Origin of the sequence: Saccharopolyspora sp. NPDC000359 (assembly GCF_040300525.1) — a bacterium.
In the GTDB taxonomy this organism is placed as follows: domain Bacteria; phylum Actinomycetota; class Actinomycetes; order Mycobacteriales; family Pseudonocardiaceae; genus Saccharopolyspora.
Map to the genome: position 1 here is coordinate 19,327 of NZ_JBEPDU010000036.1, position 25,108 is coordinate 44,434.

Sequence of the window (25,108 nt, forward strand, 5' to 3'; positions counted from 1 at the left end):
GGTGGGAAATGGTAGACACCAGGCACATCGAGCCTTCGGACTTCGAAGGTGCTTCGCTGGAGCAGATGCGGAGCTGGGTGGCTAACGGCTCGCCGGACGACCTGTACGGCAAGTCCGAAGGCTGGCAGGCGGAGGACAAGTTCCTCCAGGAGCTCAAGGTCCGCGTCGAGGAGAAGCTCAAGAGCGTCGGCGCGTACATGCGGTCGGAGTCGGGCGAGGCCATGCAGAACCAGGCCATGCCAGTCGTGCTCTGGACAGAGGTCGCAGCTGAGAACGCCAAGGCTCAGTCGCAGTTGATGACTGACCAGGGCGAAGCCTTCGCGAAAGTGCAGTCCTCGATCCCTAGCAAGGGCGAGGAGCAGGACGTTCCGGACAACAACTGGTTCGAGGACAAGTGGGACAGCTTCTGGAACGGCCAGACGGACGCTGAAGCTGCCAAGGAGCACAACGAGAAGCTTCGGCAGGAAGCTGTTCAGGCTTTCCGGTCGTACGACAACACCTCGCAGGGCACCGTTGCTGCGAGCGCCGTGTTCACGCCTCCTCCGGAGAGCGGCATGAATGTCGCTGTCAGCGGTGGCACGAACCACCCCACCGTCGGCGGCGTCCCGACGGTCTCCAACACTCCGTCCGGGACCAGCAGCCAGTGGGCTGGTGGTGGCGGTACTGGGGGTGTCGGTGGGGGCGGTTCTTCGACTGTTCCGTCTGGGTACGGCGGCGGGTCCGGGGGTATCGGCACGGGTGGCACGAGTGGCACCGGTGGTGGCGGTACCCCGTCGGGGACCACTCCGGTGTGGCAGCGGCCGGGGCCGTACGGGCCGGGCCAGGGTGGTCCGGGGCAGGGCGGTCCGGGGACCGGGCGGGTGCCCGGTGGGCCTGGGATGCCCGGTGGGCCCGGGATGCCTGGTGGTCCGGGCGTGCCCGGCGTTCCTGGTGGTGGCACCGGGACGGGTACTGGCCGGGGTCTCGGCGCTGGTGGTGCCGGCGGGCTCGGGGCCGGTGGCGCCGGTGGTCGTGGGGCCGGGTCCGGGTTGGGCGCTGGTGGTCGTGCCGGGGCCGGTGGGCTCGGTGGTGCCGGTGGCACCGGGACGGGCTCCGCTGCTGGTGGTGCCGGTGGCGCTGGTGGTCGTGGTGGCGTGGCCGGTGCTGGTGCTGCGGGCGGGCGTCCGCAGGGCAAGCCGGGCGAGGAGGACCAGGAGCACGAGACTCCCGACTACCTCAAGGGCGACCACGGGTTCTTCGACGACGACATGCCGAAGGTGGCGCCGCCGGTGTTCGGTGACTGGGACCAGCGCTGACGCTGCCTGACTGGAGGGGATGACGGTGGTCGACGAGGTCCTGCGGGCTCGTCCGTCCAGTGCCGAGGTCGCGGCTGGGGCCGCGGCCAAGGCCGGGCTCGCCAACGAGATGAGCGGGAAGACCTCGATGCGGGTCGACCCGGAGCGGGCCGAGGATCTGGTGCGGTTCTTCGAGGACAAGGTCCGCGAGATGCACGAGCGCTTCGACCGGGCCCGCAAGCTCGGCAACGTCAAACCCTCCAGCCAGGACCCGGTGAGCGTCCAGGCCGCCGAGTCCTACGGGCTGGTGGGCCGGGGCGACGAGTTCTCCTACTTCGCGAACTACCGCAAGCTGGCCCGAGTCCTGCAGGACACCGCCGACACGCTGCGCTCGAACGTCCGGCAGACGCGCGACGACGACGAGAACGCAGCCGAGGGCTTCCGCTTCTGAGCCGCGCTGGGGGGAACGCATGGTGGAGACCAGGGACATCGAGCCGTCGGACTTCGACGGGGTGCCGCTGCGGAAGCTGCGCGCCTGGGCGGAGAACGGCTCGCCGGAGAGCATGTACCGGCACTCGGACCGGTGGCGGGAGGAGAACGACTACCTCGCGCAGCTGGCCGAGGAGATCAAGACCGCGCTCGCCGAGGCGGGCGCGGTGCTGCAGTCCGCCTCCGGTGAGGAGATGCAGAACGCGTTGAACCCGGTCGTGCTGTGGACCGAGGCGACGGCGGAGACCGCCAGGGCGCACTCGATCCGCATGCTCGAGCAGGGCGAGGCGTTCGCCAAGCTGCAGAAGAAGGTGCCCAGCGCGGACGAGGAGCCGAAGTCGCCGGACCAGCTCTGGTTGGACGAGCAGACCTGGTCGAGCTTGGGCTTCGGGGCGTCCGACGCCGAACCGGCCCGCGCCCGCAGGGAGGAGCAGCGCCAGCAGGCTGTCGCCGCGTACGAGGCCTACGACAAGACGTCCCGGCAGAACCTCGCGGCGAGCCCGCTGTTCACGCCGCCTCCCGGCAGCGAGGACCAGCTGAAGGGGCACCGCCGCGAGGACGACGACGGAGGCGGTGAGCCCCCGGCGGGGGCCGGGAGTGCTTGGACGGGCGGCACCGCGGCCGTGGCCGGTGGGGGCGGCGGCGTCGGGGGCGGCGGCGTTGTGCCAGTCGCGGGCGGTGGAACGGAACGCCCACCCCTGCCACCCGGCGGGTACGCCGGCATCGGTTCCGGCGGGCAGCCCACGGGTGGTGGTGCCGCGCCGGGGCAACCGGCCGCGCCGCGCGGTCCCGCTGGGATGGCCGGGGCCGGTCTCCCCGGTCGCCCCGCGCCCCGGGACACCGACGACGAGCTCGACCACGAGACACCCGACTACCTCGTCGCCGATCGCGGTTTCTTCGACGACGACATCCCGAAGACGGCACCACCCGTCTTCGAGTGAGCGCACCAAAGGCACGATCCACACCCGCGGGCCGCGCGCCCGCACAAGTCCGGCTGGGGAGCATCCGGTGAAGTTCGAGTTGTCGCGGCAGGCCTTCCACGAGGCGTGGAAGCACTTCAACCTGGGGACCAAGCCCATCGTGCTCAACGTCCTGCCGGAGGGGATCCTGGAGTCCGAGCGGCGCGCCGTCGAGCGCCGGGCTTGGGACGAGCTGCACCGCCTCGGGTTCGGCAACGAGATGCGCGAGGAGGACATCTGCGGCGTCTTCCTGCCGCTGCAGCGCTACGAGCGGTCCTTCGACGTCACCTTCGGCCAGCGCACCTCGGAGGGGGAGCGGAAGACGACCGGGATGGTCGCCAACGTCCGCGGCAACGCCACGCTCGCCGTGCTGACCGAGGAATCCGTGCGGATGCAGGCGCTGCCCGCGGACTCGATGGTCCGCGCGCTGCTGAACGTGCTGCCGGACGACGTGAAGGCCGGTCCGGGGCGGGGTGTCTCGCTGCGCAGCGCGGCGATGTCGGCGGCGGCCAAGGATGCGGGCAGCTCCGACCGCGCGATGGCCGACGGCCTCGCGCGCCAGGGCGTCAAGCGCGAGGACGCCCGCCTGCTGGTGGAGATGGCCGGTGGCGAGCGCACCGCGTGGGCCCAGTTCGGCGCGGCGGTGATGGACGGCCAGGGCAAGCGCCACCGGGCGCCGATGGTCACCAACTTCTTCGCCACCGCCAAGGGCTGGTACATGATCGAGACCAACACCCGCGGCGCGGAGCCGTGGACCACGGTCGCCCCGATCGACAAGCAGCGGATGTCCGCCCGGGTCGCCGACCTCATGAAGACCTTCTGACCCACGGCTCCGCCGCACCCACGGCCCACCCGGCCACGCTGGTCGGGTGGGCACCGCTCGCGAGGCCTCCCAGGCGCCCCTGAATCAATACGGAACTTCCGCGTAGCGGAATTTTCGCGATCTCCGCGAGGTCTTGATCACTTCGCCGATGAGGGACATTTCACCCCGGTTTGACCTGCGAGGACGCCCTCGGCATGGCTCAACTGCCCGGAAATCGGACACATTTGATGAATTTCGCCGAGATTAGTGCACTTCAGCGGCTTTGTTGGTAGTACTTGCAGCGGTGCCGCGCTCGTGCACGCCTCGTACGGGCGGGCCTGGTGGCGGGCCCGGCTGAATCCGGCTCACAAAAACCGGACCCCGTTGGAGCCCGGTCGGACCGACTCGGTACCGTCGCCGCACCGATCAAGAGAAACCCCACATCACGGAGGACATGGTGGCCCTTCCCCAGCTGACCGAGGAGCAGCGGGCAGCAGCTCTGGAAAAGGCGGCTGCCGCCCGTCGCGCCCGAGCGGAGCTCAAGGAGCGCCTCAAGCGAGGTGGAACCACGCTGGCGGAGGTCCTGGAGACCGCCGACAACGACGAGGTCCTGGGCAAGATGAAGGTCTCCGCCCTGCTCGAGGCCCTTCCCGGCGTTGGCAAGGTCCGCGCCCAGCAGATCATGGAGCGGCTGGAGATCGCCAACAGCCGTCGGCTGCGCGGGCTGGGCGAGCGGCAGCGCAAGGCGCTGCTCTCCGAGTTCAGCGGCGAGTGATCGACGCACAAACCGGCGCTGAGCCGAGGACCGTCCGCCCGGACGAGCCTCGGCTCACCGTCGTTTCCGGGCCCTCCGGCGTCGGCAAGTCCAGCGTCCTCGGCGAGGTGCGCAAGCAGGCCCCGGAGATCTACTTCAGCGTGTCCGCCACCACCCGCGCGCCGCGCGCCGGGGAGGTCGACGGGGTGCACTACCACTTCGTCGACACCGCCGAGTTCGAGCGGATGATCGCCGCGGGCGAGATGCTCGAGCACGCCCGCTACGCGGGCAACCTCTACGGCACCCCGCGCAAGCCCGTCGAGGAGGCCCTCGCGGCCGGTCGGCCCGCGGTGCTGGAGATCGAACTGCAGGGTGCCCGCCAGGTCCGCCAGGCGATGCCGGACGCGCAGCTGGTCATGCTGCTGCCGCCGTCCTGGGAGGTGCTGGTGGAGCGGCTCACCGGTCGCGGCACCGAACCGGCCGAGGTCGTCGAGCGGCGGTTGGCGACCGCGCGCGAGGAGCTGGCCGCCGAACCGGAGTTCGACGCCACCGTGGTCAACGCCGACGTGCAGGCCGCGACCAGCGAATTGCTACGATTGATACTCGGCCGCGAACTGTGACGAGCCAGCGGTGAGCAGCACCGGAGTTCGGCAGCCCGAAGTCCGGCACCCCGCGGGTCGCAGCGCCGCCCCCAGGCAACGGCACCACGCCGCCGTCCACGAAGAGCAGGAGCCACTCACGTGAGCACCCCCAGCGCGCTGGCTGCGCTCAACAGCAGCCCGTCCACCAACACCGCCGAAGGCATCACCTACCCGCCGATCGACGACCTGCTCGAGCAGGTCAGCTCGAAGTACGCGCTGGTGATCTACTCCGCGAAGCGCGCCCGCCAGATCAACGACTACTACGCCCAGCTCGGCGAGGGCCTGCTGGAGTACGTCGGCCCGCTGGTCGAGCCGGGCCCGCGCGAGAAGCCGCTGTCGATCGCGCTCCGCGAGATCCACGCCGGCGTCCTCGAGCACACCGAAGGCGAGTGACGACCGAGCACACCGAGGACCGCCCACGGGTGGTCCTCGGCGTCAGCGGTGGCATCGCCGCCTACAAGGCGTGCGAGGTGCTGCGGCGGTTGACCGAGTCCGGGCACCACGTCCGGGTCATCCCCACCGAGGCGGCGCTGAACTTCGTCGGCGCGGCGACCTTCGAGGCGCTGTCCGGGCAGCCGGTGCGCACCGGCGTGTTCACCGACGTCCACGAGGTCCAGCACGTCCGGCTCGGGCAGCAGGCGGACCTGGTCGTGGTCGCGCCCGCCACCGCTGACCTGCTGGCCCGTGCCGCGCACGGGCAGGCCGACGACCTGCTCACCTCGACGCTGCTGACCGCCCGGTGCCCGGTGCTGATGGTCCCGGCGATGCACACCGAGATGTGGGAGCACCCGGCCACCCAGCACAACGTCGCGCTGCTGCGCAGCCGCGGCGTGGTGGTCGCCGAGCCGGACAGCGGCCGGTTGACCGGCGCGGACACCGGCAAGGGCCGGTTGCCCGACCCGGCCGAGATCGTCGACCTGGCCCGCCTGCTGCTGGCCGAGCCCCGGGCGCTGCCCCGCGACCTCGAGGGCCGCCGCGTGGTGATCTCCGCCGGGGGCACCCGCGAACCGCTGGACCCGGTGCGCTACCTGGGCAACCGCTCCTCCGGGCGGCAGGGCTACGCGCTGGCCCGGGTCGCCGCCCACCGCGGCGCGGAGGTGACCCTGGTCGCCGCGCACACCGCGGACCTGGTCGACCCGGCCGGGGTGCGGGTGATCAAGGTGGGCACCGCCGAGGAGCTGCGGTCGGTGGTGCTGGCCGAGGCCGACGGCGCCGACGCGGTCGTGATGGCTGCCGCGGTGGCCGACTTCCGGCCCGCCTCGCACGTCGAGCACAAGATCAAGAAGACCGACCAGGACCCGGAGCCGCTGACCCTGACCCGCAACCCGGACATCCTCGCCGAACTGGTCGAGGCGCGGGACGCGGGCAAGCTGGCCGCGTCGCTGGTCGTGGGCTTCGCCGCCGAGACCGGCGACCCCACCACCTCGGTGCTCGACCACGGCCGCGCCAAGCTGGCCCGCAAGGGCTGCGACCTGCTGGTGGTCAACGCCGTCGGGGACGGGCGCGCCTTCGAGGTCGAGGACAACGCCGGGTGGTTGCTGGGCGGCGACGGCACCGAGGAGCCGATCCCGTACGGCGCGAAATCCCGGTTGGCATCCACACTGTGGGATGCTGTGAACCGGCAGTGGCACCGCCAGTAGGGTGGCCGGGCACGTCAACCACCCCGCGCGGTGGGCTTTCGAAGTACTTCAGGGAGAGTCGTGAGTCAGCAGTCTGACCTGCGCACCGGTCGCAGGTTGTTCACCAGTGAGTCCGTGACCGAAGGCCACCCGGACAAGATCTGCGACGCGATCAGCGACTCGGTCCTGGACGCGTTGCTGGGCCAGGACCCCCGCTCCCGCGTGGCGGTGGAGACCCTGGTGACCACCGGTCAGGTGCACGTGGCCGGAGAGGTCACCACCGACGCCTACGCCGACATCCCGACCATCGTGCGGGAGAAGATCCTGGAGATCGGCTACGACTCCTCGGCCAAGGGCTTCGACGGCAACTCCTGCGGCGTCAACGTCGCGATCGGCTCGCAGTCCCCGGACATCGCCCAGGGCGTGGACGCCGCGCACGAGTCGCGGGTCGAGGGCGTGATCGACGAGATCGCCAAGCAGGGCGCCGGTGACCAGGGCCTGATGTTCGGCTACGCCTGCGACGACACCCCGGAGTTCATGCCGCTGCCGATCGCGCTGGCGCACCGCCTGTCGCGGCGGCTGACCAAGGTCCGCAAGGACGGCGTGCTGCCCTACCTGCGGCCCGACGGCAAGACCCAGGTGACCATCGAGTACGCCGGTGACCAGGCCGTCCGGCTGGACACCGTGGTGCTGTCCACCCAGCACGCCGCCGACATCGACCTGGACTCGATGCTCGCGGTGGACATCAAGGACCAGGTGGTCGGCCCGGAGGTCGAGCAGCTCGACCTCGACAGCTCCGACACCCGGCTGCTGGTCAACCCGACCGGCCGGTTCGTGGTCGGCGGTCCGATGGGCGACGCCGGGCTGACCGGTCGCAAGATCATCGTCGACACCTACGGCGGCATGGCCCGCCACGGCGGCGGCGCGTTCTCCGGCAAGGACCCGTCGAAGGTGGACCGCTCGGCGGCCTACGCGACCCGCTGGGTGGCGAAGAACGCGGTCGCCGCTGGGCTGGCGAGCCGGATCGAGGTGCAGGTGGCCTACGCGATCGGCAAGGCGGCGCCGGTCGGCCTGTTCGTGGAGACCTTCGGCACCGAGAACGTCGACCCGGCCCGCATCCAGTCGGCGATCAACGAGGTGTTCGACCTGCGCCCGGCCGCGATCATCCGCGACCTGGACCTGTTGCGCCCGATCTACGCGCAGACCGCCGCGTACGGCCACTTCGGCCGCCCGGACCTGGACCTGCCGTGGGAGCGCACCGACCGTGCGGACGCGCTGAAGGCCGCCGCCAACGTCTGACCGGCGTCGTGAGTGGCGGTGGTTGTCAGAACCACCATCGCCACTCACGACCGTGGTGCTGGTCGCCCTCGCGCGGACGTTCGCCGGGGTGGTCCTGGCGTCCAACGTCCCGCTGCTGATCTGGCTTGCGCCCTGCTCTACTACTGGGGGCTCACGCTGACGCCGCAGGCGGTGCTCACCCCGGCGCTGGACGCCCCGGACTTCCCGTCGCTGGCGTTCGTCGAGTTCTGGGGGCAGCACCTGCTGGTGCTCTGGGCTGCCGCGTTCCTGACCTGGGGTGCCGGGGTGCGGCCGACGTGGCACGGGTACTGGTTCTCGGTGGCCGTGACTGCCGCGTGGGGGTGGCGGCGCTGGCGTTCAACTCCTGGACGGGCACCAACTACGGCTTCGTCAACCGGAAGCCCGACAACCCGTCCCTGCTCAACCTCATGGGCGGCTGGCCCTGGTACCTGGCCGTGGCCGCGGTCGTCGGGATGGTCGCGTGGGCGCTGCTGACCTGGCCGTGGACCCGGGCGCGCCCTACTCCGCCTTGAAGCCCTGCTGGCGCCACGCCTCGTAGACCGCGACCGCGGCGGAGTTGGCGAGGTTCATCGAGCGGATGCCGGGCAGCATCGGGATGCGGACCTGCAGCGTCACGTCGGCGAGGACCTCCTCGGGCAGGCCGGTGGACTCCGGCCCGAACAGCAGCACGTCGCCGGGCTGGTAGCTGACCGTCTCGTAGGAGCGCTCGGACTTCGAGGTGAAGGCGATGACCCGCTGCGGTTCAAGCGCCCGCCACGCCGACTCCAGATCGGGGTGGACGTGCAGCGCGGCCCGGTCGTGGTAGTCGAGTCCGGCCCGGCGCAGCTTCGCGTCCTCCACGGAGAACCCGAGGGGCTCGATCAGGTGCAGGGCGCAACCGGAACCGGCCGCCATGCGGATCGCGTTGCCCGCGTTGCCGGGGATCTCCGGGTGGTAGAACACGACGTGAAACACCTGGGATCGTTTCACATCGGGGTGCTCGGAGGAACCTGGGGGTCGAAAACCGTTGGTACGGCAAGATCAACCGCTGCTACCCTGGTGCCGCCGGTCGAGAGGCGCTGCAACGGGCGTCGCCCGCCACGCTCGGTCGGCGCCGGTGACTGAAGGGTGCCTCCAACGACTGGAGGCGTCTTCGTGGCGACCGAAACCCCGCTGCCCGCAACCAGAATCGCGGACCTGGTGAGCTACCCGGTGAAGGGGTGCGCCGGGGTTCCCGTGCCGAGCACGCCGCTGACCGACGCCGGTCTGGCGCACGACCGGTCCTTCATGGTCGTCGACGACGACGGGGTGTTCCGGACCCAGCGCCGGTGGCCGCGCCTCGCGCAGGTCCAACCGGCGATCCGCGGGGACCGGATCGAGCTGAGCGCACCCGGCGCCGGTTCGATCACAGTGGACGTCGACGTGATCGGACCACGCCGGGCGGTGGACCTCTTCGGCACCGGGTACCGGGGCATCGACCAGGGAGATCCGGTCGCGGAATGGCTCTCCGACGTGCTCGGTGCCCGCAGCAGGCTGGTGCGGGTGCCGCCGGAGCACGACCGCGCCACCGACGGCGAGGCGCCCGGAACCTCCGGCTACGCCGACAGCTGCGCGGTGCACGTCCTGTCGCGGTCCGCGCTGGACCTGCTCAACGAGCGGTTGCCGGAACCGCTGCCGGTGGACCGCTTCCGCCCCAACATCGTGGTCGACGGCTGGCAACCGCACGACGAGGACCGCGCTGCTCGCATCAGGATGGGAGAAGCGGTCCTGGGCTTCGCGAAGCTCGCGATCAGGTGCGCGGTCACCACGATCGACCAGCGGACCGGACATCGCACCGGCCTGGAACCGCTGCGCACGCTCGCCCGGTACCGCCGGGTCCCCGGCGAGGGGATCGCCTTCGGCGCGAAGTTCGCGGTGCTGCGCCGCGGCACGCTCGCGGTTGGGGACCCGGTGGTGGTGGAGGCCTGGCGCTAGGGCGTCAGGCCAGACCGCTGGTGGCGCGGATGTTCTGCTCGTCGGCGCTGGCGAAAAGGCCTGCCACCTGGTCGGTTTCGCTCATGCCCGCGCGCACTGCGCGTGCTGACGTCCTCGGCCGCGGTGTCGTCGCTGGCGTAGCTGAACAGCACCGCCGCGCCGTCGGCGGCCAACCGCTGCACGATCGCCTGCCCGATGCCGCGAGAGCCACCGGTGACGACTGCGGTCTTCCCGTGGAGTTCCATGTCTGGAGCATGCCGACAGCCACGGCCGGTTCCTGACCGGAATCCTCAGGCGCCGGTCCGGGTCGAGTCGCGGGGCACCAGGAGCGGAGCCGGGTTGACGACCACCTGCGGGACCTCGGTGCCCTTCAGGTTCGACAGCAGGAGCTCGACCGCGCTCGACGCGGCATGGGCCAGGTGCAGGTCCACCGCGGTCAGCGTCGGGGTGCTGGTGCGGGCCCGGACCCCGTCGTAGCGGGTGGCGACCTGCAGGTCGGTCGGGATGTCGAGGCCCAACGACGCCGCGGCCCGCACCGCGCCGAGCGCGAAGGCGTCCACCGAGGCGCAGATCGCGTCGACCTCGGGGTGCTGCGTCAGCAGCTCCTCGCAAGCGGCCTGCCCGGTGTCCTCGCCGCCCGACTCGTCGGCCTCGATGACCAGCGGCGGCATGCCGTGCTCCCGGGCGAACTCGGCGTAGACCTCGGCCAGGTCGACGTACCAGCTGCGGTGGCCGCTGCCCATGAGCAGCGCGATCCGCTCCGCGCCCCGCTCGCGCAGGTGCTCCAGGAGCAGGCGGCCGACCTGTGGTGCCCGCAGGTCCACGTGCGGCAGCTCGGTGCCCCGCTGCGGTCCGATGCTCACGATCGGCACCCCGCGGGACTGAAGGCGCTTGGTGGTGGGGTCGTCCTGGTCCGGTTCGATCACGATGGCGCCGTCGATGTCCAGCGAGTCCAGCGGCGGGTCGGAGTCCAGCGGCGGCACCAGCACCAAGGCGAACCCGTGCAGCAGCGCGGTCTCGGCGGCCGCCGCGGCGACCTCCATGAAGAACCCGAGCTTGGACGGCCCACCAGCCACCGCGACCGGCATGGACGACACCAGGCCGATGGTCCGCGACTGGCCACTGCGCAACCGCTGCGCCCGCAGGCTCGGCCGGTAACCGAGCTCGGCGGCGGCCTGCACGACCCGCTCCCGAGTGCGCGGGTCAACCTTGCCGATCCCGTTCAGGGCGTGCGACACGGTCGTCCGGGATACCCCAGCAGCCCGCGCGACATCAGAGATCGTCGGCCGGATCGGACCCGCCATCGCACTCCACCCCCTCGAACCGCCGCTCAGGCTATTACGTGTGCACAACCCCCGGAACCCCACCAGCACCTTCCGCGCCACGTTGGTCAGGAGCACGACCTCGCGAGCTCCCGGTCGTGAGTGCGTAACAGTGTTCCAGCACTGTTTCGCACTCACGACCAGTACGACCTGCGTTGCGGGGCTGGGGTGGGGGGTCTGGTAGAGAAGGGGTATGGCAGGTGCACAGTCCCGGAAGCGGGAGGGGGCGACGGCAGAGCAGCGGACCGCGGCGGCGCACCGACCGGTGGCCCGCGTGCTGGTCGATGTCCCGCTGCCGGTGCACCTGGACCGGCCCTTCGACTACCAGGTGCCCGAGCGGCTCGACGCCGACGCGGTGCCCGGTTGCCGGGTGCGGGTGCGGTTCCGCGGCAAGCTCGTCGACGGCTACCTGCTGGAGCGCAACGAGACCACCGACTTCAAGGGGACCCTGTCCTGGGTCGAGCGGGTGACCTCGCCCGAGCCGGTACTGACCCCGGAGCTGCTGGAGATGGCGCAGGCGGTCGCCACCCGCTACGGCGGGATGCTCGCCGACGTGGTGCGCCTGGCCATCCCGCCGCGCCACGCCGGGGCGGAGAAGAAGGCACCGCGCGAACCCGGTCCGCCCCCGCCCCGGCCTGAGACCGAGGGTTGGAACCGCTACCAGCACGGCCAGTCCTTCCTGGACGCCGTGCACGCCGGGCGCTCGGCCCGGGCGGTCTGGCAGGCGCTGCCCGGCGAGGACTGGCCCGGTCGCCTCGCCGAAGCCGCCGCCACCGCTGCGGCGGCCGGGCGCGGGGCGCTGATCGTCGTCCCCGACCACCGCGACCTGCAACGGCTGCAGGACGCCTGCGCCGCCCTGGTCGGTGACGGGGTCGTCGCCCTCGCCGCCGAGCTCGCCCCCGCCGAGCGCTACCGGCGCTGGCTCGCGGTCCTGCGCGGCGCGGCACGCGTGGTGGTCGGAACACGAGCCGCGATGTTCGCCCCGGTGCACGACCTGGGCTTCGCGGCGGTGTGGGACGACGGCGACGACCTGCACAGCTATCCCCAGGTGCCCTATCCGCACACCCGTGACGTGCTCACCCAGCGCGCGCACGCGGCGGGCGCCGCGCTGATCGTCGGCGGCTTCGCCCGCACCGCCGAAGCCGCGCTGCTCGCCGAGTCCGGCTGGGCGCACGAACTCGTCGCGCACCGCACGGAAGTGCGAGCGGCAGCGCCGCGAGTGACCGCGATCGGCGAGGACGACACGCAGCTGGCCCGGGATCCGGCGGCGCGCGCAGCGCGGCTGCCGTCGGTTGCCTTCGAAGCGGCGCGAGCCGCGCTCGGCGCGGGAGCGCCGGTGCTGGTGCAGGTGCCGCGGCGCGGCTACGTGCCAGCGCTCGCGTGCGGCGACTGCCGCGAGCGGGCGCGGTGCCGCCGCTGCGCGGGGCCGCTGGCGCTGCCGGGAGGCAGCGAGGGCGGCGCGCCGAAGCCCGCGGCGTGCAGCTGGTGTGGAGCCGCGGAAGCGGCGTTCAAGTGTGGCAACTGCGGGTCGCGGCGGCTTCGGGCGATCGCCATCGGTGCCGGTCGCACCGCGGAGGAGCTGGGGCGGGCGTTCAGCGGCGTGGCGGTGCGGACTTCTGGGGCGGGTGAGGTGCTGGCGACGGTTCCGGCCAAGCCCGCGCTGATCGTGTGCACGCCCGGCGCCGAGCCGGTGGCCGAGGGCGGGTACGGTGCGGCGTTGCTGCTGGACGGCCGGACGTTGCTGGCCCGCCCGGAGCTGCGCGCGGCCGAGACGGCGCTGCGGTTGTGGTTCGACGCGGCCGCCCTGGTGCGCCCGGGCCGGGACGGGGGCCGGGTGGTCGTCATGGCTGAGTCGTCGCTGCAACCGGTGCAGGCGCTGGTGCGATGGGACCCGGCCTGGTTCGCCTCGCTGGAGCTCGCCGAACGCGCCGAGCTCGGCTTCCCCCCGGCGCGGCGGGTCGCGGCGGTGGACGGCACGCCGGAGGCCATCGAGGCGCTGCTGGACTCGGCGGACCTGCCGCCGACGGCGGAGATCCTCGGCCCGGTGCCGCTCGGCGCGGTCGACGAGGACGGCAACTCCGAGCGCGAACGACTGATCGTCCGCGTGGACCGGACCGAGGGGCGTGCCCTGGCCGACTCCCTGCACGCCGCCCAAGCCATCCGGGCGGCGCGCAAGGCAGCCGAGCTGCAGGTCCGCCTCGACCCGCTGGAGATGCTGTAGGTGGGGCGGCGTGCCTCCGGAGAGGCACGCCGCCGCATCATCAGACGCCGAAGGCCGCCGGGTAGCGGATCGTGCCGGTCGCGGCGGGGCGCTGCGGGTCGAGGGTGAGCGCCATCAACGCCTCGTCCGGCACCTCGAAGGACGCGCGGATCCCCAGCTGTGACGCCGGGACGAAGCCGAAGCGGGGGTAGTACTCGGGATGCCCGAGCACCACCACGGTGTTCTCACCCGCGCTGCGCGCCGCCGCCAGCGCAGCCCGGGTCGCCGCGGACCCGGCGCCCCTGCGCTGGTAGGCGGGTAGCACCGCGCAGGGGGCCAGCGCCAGGGCGGGCGCATCGTCGATGTGGCACCGCGTCAGCAGCGCGTACCCGACGATCTCGCCGTCCGCGGTCTCGGTGACCACGGAGAACCCGTCGATCCACGCGTCGTGGTCGGCGCGCAGCGCCTCGACGATGTCGGCTTCCGCGGCGGTGGGGAAGGCGGCGAGGTTGACCTCCCGGATGGCCTGCAGATCAGCGGCCGCTTCCGGGCGGGTGGTCCAGTCGTTCATGGGAGTTCCGTTCTCGGGGCGCAGGACGTAGCCCGCGTACTGGTAGTCGGTGCCGTGCTCGCGGCGCAGCGCGATCTCCTCGCGAACCGCTGCGACCGCCTCTCGCATGCCGGGCCGGTCCAGGTCGGCTCCGGTGAGGCGCGTTTCGAGCGGCGTGTAGTACTCGGCCCACCAATCGCCCTCGGGCAGGGGCCAGTGGTGGCTGGTTTGGTACCCGGCGGCGCGGGCCGCGCCGGTGTTGCCGGCGTGGTCGCGCAGCGGGTAGGTCGCGTTCCAGTAGGACCGGGCCCGCTCAGACGGGGTGCCCGTCCACTCGAGCTCGGTGACGACCACCGCACCACCTGGGACGACCAGGCGGTGCCAAGCCCGCAGCGCGGTGTCGAATCCGACGGTGTAGGCCGAACCCTCCGCCCAGATCAGGTCGAAGGTGCCGTCGGGGAAGGGGAGTTCGGTCATGGACCGGCGCACCGTGGTGATCCGGTCGGACAGGCCGCGGCGGGCCGCCTCCTGGTCGAGCTCGTCCAGGTAGGGCTGGTGGAGGTCCACGGCGGTCACGTGACCGCCGGTCGCCTCGGCCAGCAGCAGGGCGGCGCGGCCCGGTCCGCACCCGGCATCGAGGATGCGGGGGCGGGTGGGCAGCGGGCTGACCTCGCTCAGCAGGTGCCGGGTGGTGGTGTCCGAACCGGGGGCCTGCCTGGGCAGCCCCTGGTGCAGTTCGAAGAACGCTTCGATGATGTGGGACAACGTGAAGACCCTTGTTCAGGGCCCCGGGGCAGCGTTCGGCGCGAGCCGATCAGGCCGGGGCCTGGGACATGAGGATGGTCCGGGCGCTGCGCGTGGCAGCGGTGCCTGCGGCAACCATCAACTCACCTCCCGAGGTCTTCCGTGCGAAGGCACGGTAGCACGGCGACGGCCCCCCGGCTGTGGTTAGGCTCCGGGCATGGTGCGCAGTTCGGCTTCCGACGTGGACGAGTACCTGGCGGAGGCCCCGGCCGCCCGGCGGGACGCGCTGACTCGGCTCCGGGAGTTGTGCCGCGCGGAGCTGGCCGGGTTCGACGAGGTCATGGCCCACGGCATGCCCACCTACCAGCGCGACGGCGTCGCCGAGATCGCCTTCGCCGCCCAGAAGCAGTACACCTCCCTATACCTCATGCGCCCGGACGTGCGCGCGGCCTTCGCCGAGCGGCTCTCCGCGCACGACATGGGCAAGGGCTGCCTGCGCTTCCGCAAGGTCGACTCGATCGACTTCGACCTGGTCCGGGAGCTGCTCGCGGCGACGGCCGACGCCCGCGGCGAGGTCTGCTGAGCGCGGCCGGAACTCGGTTGCCCGGGCGTTCGGGGGAGTGCTGAGATCGGCGGGTGGCGGTTTTCCTGGAGACCGAGCGGCTGGTGCTGCGGGAGTTCGGGGCGGACGACGTCGACCGGCTCCTGGAGCTCGCCAGCGATCCGGCGGTGATGCGCTACATCTTCGGCGGCCCACCGCCGACCCGGGCCGAAGTCACCGAGCAGCTGAACCGCTGCCTCGCGCACTACGCGGAGTTCGGCGGGCTCGGCAAGTGGGCGGCGCTGGAACGCGGGACCGGGCGGTTCGTCGGGATGTTCATGCTGCACCCGACCGCGGACGGGCCGCGGGACGAGGCCGAGCTCGGCTACCGGCTGCACCGGTCCGCCTGGGGGCGGGGGTACGCCACCGAGGGCGCGATCGCGCTGGTCCGCACGGGTTTCACCGAGTTCGGCCTGCGGCGGATCTCCGGGCAGGCGATGTCGGTCAACACCGGTTCGCGGCGGGTGCTGGAGAAGGCCGGGCTGCGGTACGTGCGGACGTTCTTCGTGGACTGGCCGGGCCCGCCGCTCGACGGCGCGGAGCAGGGCGACGTCGAGTACGCGCTGACCCGAGACGAGTGGCTGGCTCAGTAGCGGTGGACCCGCTCGGCGACCTCCGGGGCGGGTTGGGTGGCGTGGTCCGCCGGGGCTGAGATGCGGTTCGGGTCCCCGTCGGAGGTGTAGCGGCGGGCCGGGTCGGCGGCCAGCGCGTCGAGCCAGGCCGTGGAGCCGAACTGGGCGTCCGGGCCAGCCCCTTGGGAGCGGATGCGCGGCACGTTGGCCGGGTCGAAGTCGGCCGCCCAGGGCGAGGGTGCCGGGTTGGAGCCGACCAGCAGGACGCTGTCGTGGTGGTAGGTCGTCCCGTCCGCCGAACCGTCGGCCGCCAACCGCTCGTCGTCCGGGTGCACGCCCAGCGGGAGCGCGATCGAGCGGACCTCCGCGCTGGGCACGGCCCCGGTGATGAGGCGCTGCATGCCGGCGATCTGTTGCTGCACCTCGGTCTCGGTGAGCCGACCCAGGTTCGGGTGGTCCATGGTGTGGTTGCCGATCTCGAAGCCGTGCTCGTGCAACCAGGTGAGGCTGCGCCGCCCGCCGGGTTCCTCGAACGGCGGGTTGAGGACGTAGAAGGTCGCCACCGGGCGGAACCCCGGGTGCGCGGCCGCCACGTCGAGCAGGATGCGGGTGGCCGTCCCCGGTGCGGGCTCGCCCGAACCGTCCACTGTGAACTGGGTGGCGGATCCGTCGTCGAAGGTGAGCACCACCGGGTGCGCGCCCGCCGGGATGTCGAACCGCCCGGTGGCGTACTCGGTCGCGGTCACCGGGACGTAGCCCTCGGCCGCCAGCCGCTCCAGCTCGGCCCGGAACTCCTCCGGGGTCCGGTCGTAGACGCTGCTCGGAGCCGGGGTGATCCGGTGGTACATGAGCACCGGGACGTCGCCCAGCTCGTTGGCGCCCACCGATTCCGGGGGCGGTGGGGGAGGTGGTGGTGGCGGGATCTCCACCACCTGGCGCGGTGGCGGTGGCGGGGAGCCGCAGCTGGCCAGGGCCGTGAGGAGCACCGCCGTCACCGCGGCGACGGCGCGTCCGGAGCGCACTGCGCGAAGCATCCCACCAACCGTAAGTTCCGATGTCCCGACTGGGGATACTCCAAGTGGTTACTCGCGTCGGCCCCGCGCGCACCTCCTCGAGAAGTCCGAAGGAGGTCCTTGATCCGCCGCGCTCCGGCTGCGAGGGTGGGTGGGAGTGCAATCCGCTTGAAAGGGCACGGGATTACCGTGCTGCCGCGCGAGTTCGCCTAGTCGGGGAGGCGAAAGCGATGACGGATGCTGCCACCGCCCGTGTGCGGGCGCTGCTGGCTGAACTGCCGAGGTTCGTCGTGGTCGGGGTGGGTTCCGCGCTGGTCCTGCTGATCGGTGTGCTGCTGGCCCGCTCTCTGTCCACAGAGGATGTCGAGGTGGTCGGGTTGCCGGAGCGGCCGATCACGTCGGCCGACGTCGGGTCGATCCAGATCCGATCCGGTGCCGACGAGGTGTGGGTTCTGCTGGACGGTCGTGAGGTGCCGGTGGTCCGCGCGGCGGGCGCGCACCAGGTGCTGCCGGTCGGGCTGGCCGACGGACCGCACGAACTGCGCGTCGTCGCACCCTCCTGGATCGGTTCGACCACCACCAGTCGTGAGTTCACAGTGGACAACTCGCCGCCGAGGCTGCAGGTCGGCGAATCGCTGCGCACCGAGTCGCCGAACGCCCCGGTGACCGTGGCGGGACACGTCCAGGGCGCCACCGAGGTGCTGGTCGCCGGGCGGCCCGTGGCCCCGGACCCGCAGGGTGGGTTCAGCGTGGTCGTTGAGCGGCCAGCCCGGGAGGTGCCGGTGCAGGCCGCCGATGCCGCGGGCAACCGCGCCGAACGCACCGTGACCGTCCACACCAGACATCCGGGGATGCGCGCGGTGCACCTGACCGGGCTGGCCTGGACCAGCGAAGCGCTGCGCGAACCCGTTCTGGAGATGGCGCGGCGCGGCCAGATCGACACCGTCGAGCTCGACCTCAAGGACGAGAGCGGGGAAGTCGTCTACGACTCCGCGGTGCCGATGGCGCACCAGGTCGGCGCGGTCCGGGGCTACTACCGCGCGCGGCCGGTGCTCGACCAGCTGCACGGCATGGGCGTGCGGGTGGTCGGTCGGCTGGTGGCGTTCAAGGACCCGGTGCTGGGCGAGGCCTCCTGGCGCGGCGGGCACCCGGAGCGGGTGGTGCAGACCGCCGACGGCCAGCCGTGGAGCGGCGGGTACGGCGGGTACGCCTTCACCAACTTCGCCGACCCCGCCGTGGTCCGCTACAACATCGACATCGCCGCCGAAGCCGCCGCGCTGGGCTTCGACGACGTCCTCTACGACTACGTGCGCCGACCCGACGGGCACTTCGACCAGATGCGCATCCCCGGCCTGACCAGCACACCGGAGGCGGCCATCGCCGACTTCCTGCGCCAGACCCAGCCCGAGGTCCGCTCGCGCGGTGCGCTGCTCGGCGCCTCGGTGTTCGGCATCGCGGTGGACCGCCCCACCGAGATCGCCCAGGACATCCGGCAGATGGCGCAGCACGTCGACTACCTCTCGCCGATGGTCTACCCGTCGCACTGGGCACCTGGTGAGTTCGGCGTGGCCAGCCCCGACACCCAGCCCTACGACATCGTGGCGCGCTCGCTGGCCGAGTTCGCCAAGGAGGTCGAAGGCACCGACGTGCAGGTCATCCCGTGGCTGCAGGACTTCAGCCTCGGCGCGCGGTACGGACCGGCGGAGGTGGCCGCGCAGGTCGCCGCGGCCCGCGACAACGGCATGCCGTCCTTCCTGCTCTGGGCGCCGAACTGCCGCTACCACGGGGAGGCCCTGGCGCCGCGTTGACCCGCTGCCGCTGAGGGAGCCACCCCGTCCTGAGGGAATCCCGTCCCGCGGGCAATCCGATGTTGTCGCCAGGCGGACGACTGTGCAGAGTTGGCGGGGTCCCGACGTTGGAGGTGTGGAAGATGCCCGCCAGGCCGGTCCGACTCACCCTCGCGGTGCTCACGTCCGGAGCTCTGATCGCCCCGATGGCGCAAGCGGCCCCGCAGGGCCCGCCCGAACCGCCCAAGGAAGCGGAAGCGGTCGGCATCGGCGGCGCCGTGTCCAGCGTCGACCCCTACGCGACCCAGATCGGCATCGACGTGCTCCGCCGCGGTGGCAACGCCGCGGACGCCGCCGTCGCGGTCGCAGCCGCGCTGGGCGTCACCGAGCCCTACTCGGCGGGCATCGGTGGTGGCGGGTACTTCGTGCACTACGACGCGGAGACCGGCGCGGTCGAGACGATCGACGGCCGGGAGACCGCGCCCGCCACCGCTGACGAGAACCTGTTCCTGGAGGACGGCGAACCGATCCCGTTCCAGGAAGCGGTCACCAGCGGACTCGGCGTCGGCGTCCCCGGCACGCCGATGACCTGGCAGAACGCGCTGCAGAAGTGGGGGAGCAAGGACCTCGCCGAGGTGCTGCGCCCGGCCGAGCAGCTGGCCCGGCAGGGCTTCGTCGTCGACGAGACCTTCCGCGCGCAGACCGAGGGCAACGAGGAGCGCTTCCGCGCCTTCCCGGCCACCCGCGACCTGTTCCTGCCCGGCGGAAAGCTGCCGGAGGTCGGCAGCACGCTGCGCAATCCCGACCTCGCCGACACCTACCGGGAACTCGGCCAGAACGGGGTGGACGCGCTCTACGACGGGGAGATCGGCGCGGACCTGGTCCGGACCGTCAACGAACCGCCGGTCGACCCGGCCTCGGGCCGCCAGGTCCGGCCCGGCGCGATGACCACCGACGACCTGCGCGCCTACCGAGCCCTGGACCACGCCCCGACCCACCTGACCTACCGCGGCCTGGACGTGTACGGGATGGCGCCCGGCAGCTCCGGCGGGACGACCGTCGGCGAGGCGCTCAACATCCTGGAGGGCACCGACCTCACCGCGGCCGACAAGACCCAGTACCTGCACCGGTACCTGGAGGCCAGCAAGCTCTCCTTCGCGGACCGCAACCGCTGGGTCGGCGACCCGGAGCACAGCGACGTGCCCACCGAACAACTGCTCCAGCAGGCCTACGCCGACTCCCGCGCCTGCCTGATCACCGACGACGCGGTGCTGCCCACGCCGGCCGCGGCGGGCGACCCGGACCAGCCGCAGGACTGCCAAGCCCGCACCACCGACGGCGTCGAACCGTACGAGGGGCCGAACACCACGCACCTGACGGTCGCCGACGCCGAGGGCGACGTGGTCTCCTACACGCTCACCATCGAGCAGACCGGTGGCAGCGGCATCGTGGTGCCCGGGCGGGGCTTCCTGCTCAACAACGAGCTGACCGACTTCAACTTCACCCCGGTCACGCCGGGTGAGCCGGACCCGAACCTGCCGGGTCCGGGCAAGCGACCGCGCAGCTCGATGAGCCCGACGATCGTCCTCCAGGACGGCCAGCCGCTGCTGGCGCTCGGTAGCCCCGGCGGAGCGACGATCATCACCACCGTGCTGCAGAGCCTCACCGGCCGCCTGGACCGCGGCATGTCCCTGGTCGACGCCATCGCCGAGCCGCGCGCGTCCCAGCGCAACGCGGCGCAGACCGAGGCGGAACCGGCGTTCCTGGCCCAGCCGGAGGCGGAGAAGCTCAAGGCCATCGGCCACGACTTCAAGACGACGGAGGAGATCGGCGCGGCAACGGGCGTGGAACGCCTCCCGGACGGCCGCTGGATCGCCGCAGCCGAACGCGAACGCCGGGGCGGAGGCGCAGCAGCGGTGGTGACCCCCATCCCCTGACCGGACCCCGGAGCTCTCCCGCCCTCCGGGGGCACGCGACTTCCATGGAAGTCAGCCGCCTGATTTCCATGGAAGTCGCACAACTCATCACCCACGGCGGTGACTTCCCGGTTCCCCCTGGCGTGTCGTCAACCGCAGTTTCAATTGAAACTGCGACTGGCCCCGGGACCCCGAACCCCGGTGCACCGGCCCCGGAGGCCAGCTGCCGGGTGCCGAGTGCCGGGCTCCGGACCTCGCAGTTCGGATGCCGGGTGCCGGTCATCGGGTGGTGTCACCGGGTGCCGGAGTCCTCCGGTCGTCCGCGCAGGTCGTCACCTGGGTCGGTGAGGTTCGCCCTCGTCGGCGTGTCGACCGGTCGCAGTTTCAATTGAAACTGCGGGCGGTGGTGTCGGGGTGGTCACCGGGTGTTGGGTCCCGGGCGCCGGAGGCTGGAGCCTGGGCGTCCGCCCCGGGACTGAGGTGGGTGTCGGACCTCCGGGTGGGGCGGTTGAGGCGTGTGGTTGGGAGCGGGCATCAGGTGGTGCGGGTGGCGTGCCAGGTGGGGTGGTTCCGGGTGATCGTTGCTTCTGCTTCGGCCACTGCCCTGGACCACTGGGGTTCGGTCAGGTCGGTGTCGAGGTGGGTTCGGATCGCGCCCAGTTCGTTCGTCGTGCGGCGGTAGGCCGCGGCCTTCGCCGTGTGGCGGCGGGTGGCGGTCCACGCCGCGATCGCCGCGACCGCGGTCGCGGCCACCACGACCGCCGTTGCTCCCGCCTGGTTCAGGCCGGTGGTGCCGAAGGCCTCGGTGAGCGCTCCGGCCACGCCCAGCAGCTCGACCACCAGCACCGCGGTCTGGAAGTAGCGGGCCTGCTGGAGGTGGTGCTGGGCGCGGGTTTCGCACCAGTCCTGCTGGTCGAGCACCCGGCCGATCAGGTACGCCTCCTTGCGCTCGGCCAGCGGGGCACCGCGCAGGGCCCGCATCCGCTCGGTGATCGTCTCGGTGGTGTGCTGGGTCAGCGGCACGTCGGGGAGTTGCTGCTGCAGCGCGCGCAGGCGTTCGGTGAGGCGCTGGTCGGCCTGCTCGTCGTCGACCGGGAACGGTTCCGCGCAGGTGGCGTAGCGCCAGGCCAGGGTTTTGGCCGAGGTGGCTAGGGCGCGGCTCTCCGCCCAGAGCCGGTCCGGGCGGGTGCTCAGCACGGCCAGCTCGATCGCCAGCGCACCGATGAGCGCCAGCACCGCGCCCACCGCGAACAGGTCGATGGCGGTGTCTCCGAGACGCAGGGTCAGGGTGGCGAGCACACCTGCCGCCACGATCAGCCCCAACCGGGATCGCACCGCCCGGAGGTAGGTGTGTCGGTGGCGGGCCGCGGCGGCGTTGGCCGCCTGGAACAGGCCCGGGTGGTCCGCGGGGGTCAGTGCTGGCATCTGCTCGGTGCTCGACATGGCCACTCCGTGACTCGGGGCCACCCAGTGAATCGCGTCCGGCGGGTGGTCCGAATCGGCCAACTCGGCACAACTGGGGCCCCGGTGGGGTGGTCGGGTGCCGCTGGGTGCGACCACGCGGGGGCCCCTCGACCAGCGCCGCTGGCCACCCGCACCGCCACGCGAAACGGGTCCGCGAAACCCTCTAAACTCGGCGGGTCGCCAACCAGCACCGCCGATCTCCCAGGGGGCCCACGTGACCGTCCAGCCGATCAGACTCTTCGGCGACCCAGTGCTGCGCACCAGGGCCGACGAGGTGGTCGACTTCGACAAGGAACTGCGCACCCTGGTGCAGGACCTGTGGGACACCATGGAGTCGCAGGGCGGTGCCGGGCTGGCCGCGCCGCAGCTGGGCGTCGGCCTGCGGGTGTTCACCTACCACTGCGACGGCTTCGCCGGGCACCTGGTCAACCCCACCTGGACGGCGGTCGGCGGCGACGAGCAGTTCGGCCCGGAGGGGTGCCTGTCCATCCCCGGCATGTTCTGGGACTGCGTGCGCGCCAAGCACGTGGTGGCGCGCGGCTGGAACATGCACGGCGAGCCGGTCGAGGTGGAGGGCACCGACCTGCTGGCGCGCTGCCTCCAGCACGAGACCGACCACCTGGACGGCGTGCTGTTCGTCGACCGGCTCGACGAGCAGACCCGGAAGGAGGCGCTGCGCGAGATCCGCGGCGCGGAGTGGTTCGACGGCGAGGTGCCGGTCATCAAGGAGAGCCCGCACCCGCTGTTCGGAGGCCGCTGATGCGCCTGGTCTTCGCCGGAACCCCCGCGCCCGCCGTCCCGGCGCTGCGCGCCCTGCTCGAGTCCGACCGGCACGAGGTCGTCGCCGTGGTCACCCGCCCGGACGCCCCCGCCGGGCGCGGCCGCAAGCTGGTGCGCTCGCCCGTCGGCGCGCTCGCCGACGAGCACGGCATCGAGGTCCTCACGCCCGCGCGCGCCTCGGACCCGGACTTCCTGGCCCGGCTGCGCGAGCTGGCGCCCGACTGCTGCCCGGTGGTGGCCTACGGCGCGCTGCTGAAGGAGGAGGCGCTGGCCATCCCGCAGCACGGGTGGATCAACCTGCACTTCTCGCTGCTCCCGGCCTGGCGCGGCGCGGCCCCGGTGCAGGCCGCGATCCGGCACGGCGACGAGATCACCGGGGCCAGCACCTTCCGCATCGTGCGCGAGCTGGACGCCGGTCCGGTGTTCGGCGTGGTCACCGAGCAGGTGCGCCCCACCGACACCGCCGGGGAGCTGCTGGACCGGCTGGCGTTGTCCGGCGCCGGGCTGCTGGCGGCCACCCTCGACGGCGTCGAGGACGGCACGCTGCGCGCGGAGGAGCAGCCCGCCGACGGCGTCAGCTACGCGCCGAAGGTCACCGTGGAGGACGCCCGGGTCGACTTCACCGCACCCGCGACCGCGGTGGACCGGCTCATCCGGTCGGTCACGCCCGAGCCGGGCGCGTGGGCGCTGCTGGGCGACGGGCGGTTCAAGCTCGGCCCGGTGTCCATCGTGGACGACGAACTGCCGCCGGGGGAGATCCGGGTGGAGAAGCGCCGGGTGCTGGTCGGCACCGGGACCACGGCCGTCGCGCTGGGCGAGGTGCAGGCGCCGGGCAAGAAGCGGATGGCCGCCACCGACTGGGCCCGCGGAACACGCATCGAGCAAGGAGAACGGCTCAAGTGAACGAACGCCGCCGTCGGCCGTCCCGGCCGACCAAGGCCCGCCCGCCGCGACGCAAGTCGGGACCGCCGCGACCGGTGGACGTGGACCCGGTGCGGTTGGTCGCGGTCGAGACACTGCGAGCCGTCCGGGAACGCGACGCCTACGCCAACCTCGCGCTGCCGCCGCTGCTCAAGCAGCGCCGGATCACCGGCCGGGACGCCGCGCTGGCCACCGAGCTCACCTACGGTGCGTGCCGCGCGCAGGGCCTGCTGGACGCGGTGATCGACGACTGCAGCAACCGCCCGCTGTCCGAGATGGACCCGAAGCTGCTCGACGCGCTGCGCGTCGGCGTCTACCAGCTGCTGCGCACCCGGATCCCGGCGCACGCCGCCGTTGCCTCCACTGTGGACATCGTGCGGTACGAGAACGGTTCCAAGCTGGCCGGTTTCGCCAACGCGGTGCTGCGCAGCGCTGCGGAGCTGGACGAGCAGGGTTGGGTCGAGAAGCTGGCCCCGCCGCGCGCCGAGGACCCGGTCGGCCACCTGGCGATGCGCCACGCGCACCCGAAGTGGATCGCCCAGGCCTTCGCCGACGCGCTCGGCCTCGACGAACTCGACGCGGCGCTGGCCGCCGACGACGCCCGCCCGGCGGTGCACCTGACGGCCCGCCCCGGCGAGATCAGCGCCGACGAGCTCGCCGCGATCACCGGCGGCGACCCGGCGCCGTACTCGCCCTACGGGGTGCGGCTGGACGCGGGCGCGGGGGACCCGGGCGACCTGGAGCCGGTGCGCGAGGGCTTCGCCTCGGTGCAGGACGAGGGCAGCCAGCTGGTCGCGCTCGCGCTCACCCGGCCGGAGCTGACCGGCCCCGACCAGCGGTGGTTGGACCTGTGCGCCGGACCGGGCGGCAAGGCCAACCTGCTCGGCGCGCTGATCACCATGGACGGCGGCACCCTCGACGCGGTCGAGCAGGCCCCGCACCGCGCGGACCTGGTCCGGCAGGTCACCGAAGGCCTGGCGGTGGACGTGCACGTCGGGGACGGCCGCGACCCGGGCCTGGAGCCCGGTTACGACCGGGTGCTGGTCGACGCGCCGTGCACCGGCCTGGGTGCGCTGCGGCGGCGCCCGGAGGCGCGCTGGCGGCGCAAGCCCTCCGACGTCGGCGAGCTGACGAAGTTGCAGCGGGAACTGCTGCTCTCGGCGATCAGCCTGACCCGGCCCGGCGGGGTGGTGGCCTACGTGGTGTGCTCGCCGCACCTGCCCGAGACCGAGGGGGTGGTGGCCGACGCGATCCGCCGCACCGGCGTCACCCAGCTCGACGCGCGCCCCTACTTCCCGGGCGTGCCGGACCTCGGCGACGGCCCGGGCGTGCAGCTCTGGCCGCACCGCCACGGCACCGACGCGATGTTCTGCGCCCTGCTGCAGGTCCCGAGCTGACCCCCTGCGGGAGGTCCGGTCGAGAGGAGA

25 protein-coding genes and 1 pseudogene are annotated in these 25,108 nt (G+C 72.5%); 20 read left to right on the forward strand and 6 right to left on the reverse strand.

All coding sequences use genetic code 11. The annotated features are described in order from the left end of the window. The first annotated feature begins 8 nt into the window (after nt 1-8). The 11 genes and pseudogenes from ABT324_RS22220 to ABT324_RS22265 all read left to right on the forward strand — a co-directional run bounded on the left by ABT324_RS22220 (nt 9) and on the right by ABT324_RS22265 (nt 8,370). Nucleotides 9-1,295 carry a hypothetical protein gene (locus ABT324_RS22220; RefSeq protein WP_351180711.1) on the forward strand — a complete coding sequence of 429 codons (1,287 nt, stop codon included), beginning with the start codon at nt 9-11 and terminating at the stop codon, nt 1,293-1,295. 19 nt (nt 1,296-1,314) lie between these two features. Beyond that, a complete protein-coding gene (locus ABT324_RS22225) occupies nt 1,315-1,725 on the forward strand; it encodes a hypothetical protein (protein ID WP_351180714.1) in 411 nt (136 codons plus the stop codon). A gap of 19 nt (nt 1,726-1,744) precedes the next feature. After that, nucleotides 1,745-2,704 carry a hypothetical protein gene (locus tag ABT324_RS22230; RefSeq protein WP_351180717.1) on the forward strand — a complete coding sequence of 320 codons (960 nt, stop codon included), beginning with the start codon at nt 1,745-1,747 and terminating at the stop codon, nt 2,702-2,704. Between the two features lie 67 nt (nt 2,705-2,771). Further along, on the forward strand, nt 2,772-3,545 hold the full coding sequence (locus ABT324_RS22235) for an ESX secretion-associated protein EspG (RefSeq protein WP_351180720.1): 774 nt from the start codon (nt 2,772-2,774) through the stop codon (nt 3,543-3,545). 436 nt (nt 3,546-3,981) lie between these two features. Next, entirely contained in the window at nt 3,982-4,299 is a 318-nt protein-coding gene (gene mihF / locus ABT324_RS22240) for an integration host factor, actinobacterial type (protein ID WP_150068243.1), read from the forward strand. Next, complete coding sequence (gmk, locus tag ABT324_RS22245; protein WP_351180722.1) at nt 4,296-4,898, forward strand: guanylate kinase; 603 nt, start codon at nt 4,296-4,298, stop codon at nt 4,896-4,898. The genes mihF and gmk overlap by 4 nt, the downstream gene beginning before the upstream one ends. A gap of 120 nt (nt 4,899-5,018) precedes the next feature. After that, nucleotides 5,019-5,312 (forward strand): DNA-directed RNA polymerase subunit omega, encoded by a 294-nt coding sequence (rpoZ, locus tag ABT324_RS22250; RefSeq protein ID WP_093154160.1) that lies wholly within the window; start codon nt 5,019-5,021, stop codon nt 5,310-5,312. Continuing rightward, nucleotides 5,309-6,559: a bifunctional phosphopantothenoylcysteine decarboxylase/phosphopantothenate--cysteine ligase CoaBC gene (coaBC, locus tag ABT324_RS22255; protein WP_351180725.1), complete on the forward strand. Its 1,251-nt coding sequence runs from the start codon at nt 5,309-5,311 to the stop codon at nt 6,557-6,559. The genes rpoZ and coaBC overlap by 4 nt, the downstream gene beginning before the upstream one ends. 96 nt (nt 6,560-6,655) lie before the next feature. Further along, nucleotides 6,656-7,837: a methionine adenosyltransferase gene (gene metK / locus ABT324_RS22260; protein WP_351180881.1), complete on the forward strand. Its 1,182-nt coding sequence runs from the start codon at nt 6,656-6,658 to the stop codon at nt 7,835-7,837. Between the two features lie 171 nt (nt 7,838-8,008). Then, nucleotides 8,009-8,116: pseudogene (locus tag ABT324_RS33425) on the forward strand (TMEM164 family acyltransferase); the annotation flags it as partial. A gap of 17 nt (nt 8,117-8,133) precedes the next feature. Beyond that, complete coding sequence (locus ABT324_RS22265; RefSeq protein ID WP_351180728.1) at nt 8,134-8,370, forward strand: TMEM164 family acyltransferase; 237 nt, start codon at nt 8,134-8,136, stop codon at nt 8,368-8,370. On the opposite strand, the gene ABT324_RS22270 is transcribed toward ABT324_RS22265, so the two are convergent. Beyond that, nucleotides 8,357-8,812, reverse strand: a complete 456-nt coding sequence (locus tag ABT324_RS22270) for a tRNA (cytidine(34)-2'-O)-methyltransferase (protein ID WP_351180731.1) — start codon at nt 8,810-8,812, stop codon at nt 8,357-8,359. The two genes, ABT324_RS22265 and ABT324_RS22270, sit on opposite strands and share 14 nt — an antisense overlap. A 180-nt stretch (nt 8,813-8,992) precedes the next feature. Between ABT324_RS22270 and ABT324_RS22275 the strand changes: the two genes are divergently transcribed. Beyond that, on the forward strand, nt 8,993-9,811 hold the full coding sequence (locus ABT324_RS22275; RefSeq protein WP_351180734.1) for an MOSC domain-containing protein: 819 nt from the start codon (nt 8,993-8,995) through the stop codon (nt 9,809-9,811). Here ABT324_RS22275 and ABT324_RS22280 read toward each other — a convergent pair. Together ABT324_RS22280 and ABT324_RS22285 are read right to left on the reverse strand one after the other, a co-directional pair. Continuing rightward, nucleotides 9,808-10,056 (reverse strand): SDR family NAD(P)-dependent oxidoreductase, encoded by a 249-nt coding sequence (locus tag ABT324_RS22280; RefSeq protein ID WP_351180737.1) that lies wholly within the window; start codon nt 10,054-10,056, stop codon nt 9,808-9,810. The genes ABT324_RS22275 and ABT324_RS22280 overlap by 4 nt on opposite strands. 45 nt (nt 10,057-10,101) lie before the next feature. After that, nucleotides 10,102-11,115 carry a LacI family DNA-binding transcriptional regulator gene (locus ABT324_RS22285; RefSeq protein ID WP_351180740.1) on the reverse strand — a complete coding sequence of 338 codons (1,014 nt, stop codon included), beginning with the start codon at nt 11,113-11,115 and terminating at the stop codon, nt 10,102-10,104. A 211-nt stretch (nt 11,116-11,326) separates the two neighbouring features. Here ABT324_RS22285 and ABT324_RS22290 point away from each other — a divergent pair, with 211 nt between their 5' ends. Beyond that, entirely contained in the window at nt 11,327-13,354 is a 2,028-nt protein-coding gene (locus ABT324_RS22290) for a primosomal protein N' (RefSeq protein ID WP_351180743.1), read from the forward strand. A 40-nt stretch (nt 13,355-13,394) separates the two neighbouring features. Here ABT324_RS22290 and ABT324_RS22295 read toward each other — a convergent pair whose 3' ends face one another. Further along, the gene (locus ABT324_RS22295) at nt 13,395-14,648 is read right to left on the reverse strand and encodes a bifunctional class I SAM-dependent methyltransferase/N-acetyltransferase (protein WP_351180746.1); all 1,254 of its coding nucleotides are present in this window, start codon (nt 14,646-14,648) and stop codon (nt 13,395-13,397) included. Between the two features lie 196 nt (nt 14,649-14,844). Here ABT324_RS22295 and ABT324_RS22300 point away from each other — a divergent pair, with 196 nt between their 5' ends. Then, on the forward strand, nt 14,845-15,210 hold the full coding sequence (locus ABT324_RS22300; protein ID WP_351180748.1) for an iron chaperone: 366 nt from the start codon (nt 14,845-14,847) through the stop codon (nt 15,208-15,210). A gap of 53 nt (nt 15,211-15,263) precedes the next feature. After that, the gene (locus ABT324_RS22305; RefSeq protein WP_351180750.1) at nt 15,264-15,821 is read left to right on the forward strand and encodes a GNAT family N-acetyltransferase; all 558 of its coding nucleotides are present in this window, start codon (nt 15,264-15,266) and stop codon (nt 15,819-15,821) included. Here ABT324_RS22305 and ABT324_RS22310 read toward each other — a convergent pair. After that, nucleotides 15,815-16,834, reverse strand: a complete 1,020-nt coding sequence (locus tag ABT324_RS22310; RefSeq protein WP_351180753.1) for a polysaccharide deacetylase family protein — start codon at nt 16,832-16,834, stop codon at nt 15,815-15,817. The genes ABT324_RS22305 and ABT324_RS22310 overlap by 7 nt on opposite strands. Nucleotides 16,835-17,043: 209 nt before the next feature. Between ABT324_RS22310 and ABT324_RS22315 the strand changes: the two genes are divergently transcribed. Beyond that, complete coding sequence (locus ABT324_RS22315) at nt 17,044-18,621, forward strand: putative glycoside hydrolase (RefSeq protein WP_351180756.1); 1,578 nt, start codon at nt 17,044-17,046, stop codon at nt 18,619-18,621. A 122-nt stretch (nt 18,622-18,743) separates the two neighbouring features. Continuing rightward, nucleotides 18,744-20,537, forward strand: coding sequence for a gamma-glutamyltransferase (gene ggt, locus ABT324_RS22320; protein WP_351180759.1), 1,794 nt, complete (start codon nt 18,744-18,746; stop codon nt 20,535-20,537). 513 nt (nt 20,538-21,050) lie between these two features. On the opposite strand, the gene ABT324_RS22325 is transcribed toward ggt, so the two are convergent. Beyond that, entirely contained in the window at nt 21,051-21,959 is a 909-nt protein-coding gene (locus ABT324_RS22325) for a DUF4231 domain-containing protein (RefSeq protein WP_351180762.1), read from the reverse strand. 235 nt (nt 21,960-22,194) lie between these two features. On the opposite strand from ABT324_RS22325, the gene def reads away from it, so the two are divergent. Genes def through ABT324_RS22340 form a run of 3 tightly spaced genes read left to right on the forward strand, consistent with a single transcriptional unit; the run spans nt 22,195 to nt 25,078 of the window. Next, nucleotides 22,195-22,740, forward strand: a complete 546-nt coding sequence (gene def, locus ABT324_RS22330; protein ID WP_351180765.1) for a peptide deformylase — start codon at nt 22,195-22,197, stop codon at nt 22,738-22,740. Continuing rightward, a complete protein-coding gene (gene fmt, locus ABT324_RS22335) occupies nt 22,740-23,663 on the forward strand; it encodes a methionyl-tRNA formyltransferase (protein ID WP_351180768.1) in 924 nt (307 codons plus the stop codon). The genes def and fmt overlap by 1 nt, the downstream gene beginning before the upstream one ends. Further along, nucleotides 23,660-25,078 carry an RsmB/NOP family class I SAM-dependent RNA methyltransferase gene (locus tag ABT324_RS22340; RefSeq protein ID WP_351180771.1) on the forward strand — a complete coding sequence of 473 codons (1,419 nt, stop codon included), beginning with the start codon at nt 23,660-23,662 and terminating at the stop codon, nt 25,076-25,078. The genes fmt and ABT324_RS22340 overlap by 4 nt, the downstream gene beginning before the upstream one ends. Nucleotides 25,079-25,108 lie beyond the last annotated feature (30 nt).

Bases quoted from the DNA above. Each gene is read 5' to 3' on its own strand.
- ABT324_RS22285 (WP_351180740.1), bottom strand. From the start codon at position 11,115: ATGGCGGGTCCGATCCGGCCGACGATCTCTGATGTCGCGCGGGCTGCT.
- ABT324_RS22325 (WP_351180762.1), bottom strand. From the start codon at position 21,959: ATGTCGAGCACCGAGCAGATGCCAGCACTGACCCCCGCGGACCACCCG.
- fmt (WP_351180768.1), top strand. From the start codon at position 22,740: ATGCGCCTGGTCTTCGCCGGAACCCCCGCGCCCGCCGTCCCGGCGCTG.
- ABT324_RS22230 (WP_351180717.1), top strand. From the start codon at position 1,745: ATGGTGGAGACCAGGGACATCGAGCCGTCGGACTTCGACGGGGTGCCG.
- ggt (WP_351180759.1), top strand. From the start codon at position 18,744: ATGCCCGCCAGGCCGGTCCGACTCACCCTCGCGGTGCTCACGTCCGGA.
- ABT324_RS22290 (WP_351180743.1), top strand. From the start codon at position 11,327: ATGGCAGGTGCACAGTCCCGGAAGCGGGAGGGGGCGACGGCAGAGCAG.
- ABT324_RS22220 (WP_351180711.1), top strand. From the start codon at position 9: ATGGTAGACACCAGGCACATCGAGCCTTCGGACTTCGAAGGTGCTTCG.
- ABT324_RS22315 (WP_351180756.1), top strand. From the start codon at position 17,044: ATGACGGATGCTGCCACCGCCCGTGTGCGGGCGCTGCTGGCTGAACTG.
- ABT324_RS22300 (WP_351180748.1), top strand. From the start codon at position 14,845: ATGGTGCGCAGTTCGGCTTCCGACGTGGACGAGTACCTGGCGGAGGCC.
- ABT324_RS22225 (WP_351180714.1), top strand. From the start codon at position 1,315: ATGACGGTGGTCGACGAGGTCCTGCGGGCTCGTCCGTCCAGTGCCGAG.
- ABT324_RS22280 (WP_351180737.1), bottom strand. From the start codon at position 10,056: ATGGAACTCCACGGGAAGACCGCAGTCGTCACCGGTGGCTCTCGCGGC.
- ABT324_RS22310 (WP_351180753.1), bottom strand. From the start codon at position 16,834: ATGCTTCGCGCAGTGCGCTCCGGACGCGCCGTCGCCGCGGTGACGGCG.